Below are 2,043 nucleotides of genomic sequence, written 5' to 3' on the forward strand. Positions count from 1 at the left end.
GCCGACGCCTTTGACGATGCAAAGGCCTGGGTTTCGAAGGGCTGAAAAGCAAAGACCCTCGGGGCCAGGGGCCACGAGGGTCGAATTTTCGGCATTACGCTTCGGATGATTTACATCATACCTTCGCGTTGCGCTTTTTTGCGTGCCAGCTTGCGGGCACGGCGGATCGCTTCGGCTTTCTCGCGCGCCTTTTTCTCGGACGGCTTTTCGAAATGCTGCTTGAGCTTCATTTCACGGAAAACGCCTTCGCGCTGAAGCTTCTTCTTCAGAGCCCGGAGGGCCTGATCGACGTTGTTGTCGCGAACACTAACCTGCATGTGGTTGTCACCACCTTTCTAGGATAAAGTTGCAAGGATTTGCAGGAAACCGCCCTATATCAACCGAAAGGCAAATTGTCCACCCTTCAGCCCGGCGAAAAGGAGCGTTCCATGACTGACCCCCTTCCTGACCCGAAATCCAGACTTCTGGACGCGGCACTGCCGCATGTAGCCTTCGACGGATGGACCGAAAAGACCTTTGAGGCGGCCATTCGCGATTCGGATGTTTCCCCCACCGTGGCGCGGGCCAGTTGCCCCCGGGGCGGTGTCGATTTGGCGGTCGCCTATCACAAACGGGGCGATGAACTGATGCTGGAACGCCTGAAAGCCGCGCCCATGACCGATATGCGGTTTCGCGACCGCATCGCGGCAGCGGTACGTTTTCGCATCGAAGCGATTGACGACAAGGAAGCGGTGCGGCGGGGCAGCTCGCTTTTTGCGCTGCCGCAATATGCGCCAGACGGGGCCAAGCTGATATGGGGCACCGCCGACGCGATCTGGGACGCGCTGGGCGATACCTCCGAAGACGTCAACTGGTACACCAAACGCGCAACACTCAGCGGCGTCTATTCCGCAACGGTCCTCTATTGGCTCGGAGATACCAGTGAGGGCAACGCCGCCACCTGGGCCTTTCTGGACCGGCGGATCGATGACGTGATGCAGATCGAGAAGCTGAAGGCGCAGGTTCGCGAAAGCCCGACGCTCAGCCGGCTGATGGCCGGGCCCAATTGGCTACTGAGCCATGTGAAGGCGCCCGCGCGGATGCCCCGGATGAACTTTCCCGGCAGCTGGACCGCACCGCGCCGCTGACGGCTTTCCCCCCGGTGGAACTGGTGGTAGGTCCGCCGGAGGTTCCCATCGAAGATAGAAGGTCATGTCCGACGAAGCGCCACTGATCGCCCTCAGGCAGGTGAGCTACGCACCGGGCGGAGCAAACGTCCTGTCCGACATCGATTTCGCCGCATCCGAACGACGGATCGGGATCGTCGGACGCAACGGATCGGGCAAGACGACGCTGGCACGCGTAATGGCGGGGCTGGTGGCCCCCGATAGCGGGACGGTCCGGATCGCCGGCGCCGATGTCGTGGCGGACCGGAAGGCCGCGCTCGCGCTTGTGGGAATACTCTTCCAGAACCCGGATCACCAGATCATCTTTCCCACGGTCGCCGAGGAACTGCGCTTTGGCCTCTTGCAGATGCGCTTGCCGGAGGAGGAGGTCGATGCCCGGGTCGCGGACGTGTTGGCGCGGTTCGACCGGTCCCACTGGGCGGAAGCAACCGTACATACGATGTCTCAGGGGCAGCGGCAGCTTGTGTGCCTCATGGCGGTTTTGGCGATGGCTCCGCAGGTGATCATCCTGGATGAACCTTTTTCCGGGCTCGATATCCCCACCGCCCTGCAACTGGAGCGCCGGCTCGCGGCCATCGATTGCACGGTCATCCAGATCACCCACGATCCGCGCATGGTCGCTGATCATGACCGCGTCCTGTGGATCGAGAACGGACGGATCGAGGAGGACGGGCCGCCCGCCTCCGTGCTTCCGGTCTTCGAAGCGCGGATGCATGAGCAGGGGGCGCGTGATGATCGCACTGACCTCGCCGGTTGAGACACCTGCACATCACTGGCCCGCCGGACTGAAGCTCGCGGCGCTATGTATCGTGACGATCATCCTTTTCGCTGTGGAAGGGTTGTTGGCACATCTGGCATTTCTCGCTGCAACAGCATT

3 protein-coding genes are annotated in these 2,043 nt (G+C 61.7%); 2 read left to right on the top strand and 1 reads right to left on the bottom strand.

The window, feature by feature from the left end; translation table 11 throughout:
* Positions 1-110 precede the first annotated feature (110 nt).
* Positions 111-317 (bottom strand): 30S ribosomal protein S21, encoded by a 207-nt coding sequence (gene rpsU / locus A3764_RS20345; RefSeq protein WP_007118112.1) that lies wholly within the window; start codon positions 315-317, stop codon positions 111-113.
* 111 nt (positions 318-428) lie between these two features.
* Between rpsU and A3764_RS20350 the strand changes: the two genes are divergently transcribed.
* The gene (locus A3764_RS20350) at positions 429-1,127 is read left to right on the top strand and encodes a COQ9 family protein (RefSeq protein ID WP_067919748.1); all 699 of its coding nucleotides are present in this window, start codon (positions 429-431) and stop codon (positions 1,125-1,127) included.
* A 64-nt stretch (positions 1,128-1,191) separates the two neighbouring features.
* A complete protein-coding gene (locus tag A3764_RS20355; protein ID WP_067919747.1) occupies positions 1,192-1,923 on the top strand; it encodes an energy-coupling factor ABC transporter ATP-binding protein in 732 nt (243 codons plus the stop codon).
* Positions 1,924-2,043 lie beyond the last annotated feature (120 nt).

It is taken from the genome of Sulfitobacter sp. HI0129, assembly GCF_001635395.1.
Taxonomy (GTDB): Bacteria; Pseudomonadota; Alphaproteobacteria; order Rhodobacterales; family Rhodobacteraceae; genus Sulfitobacter.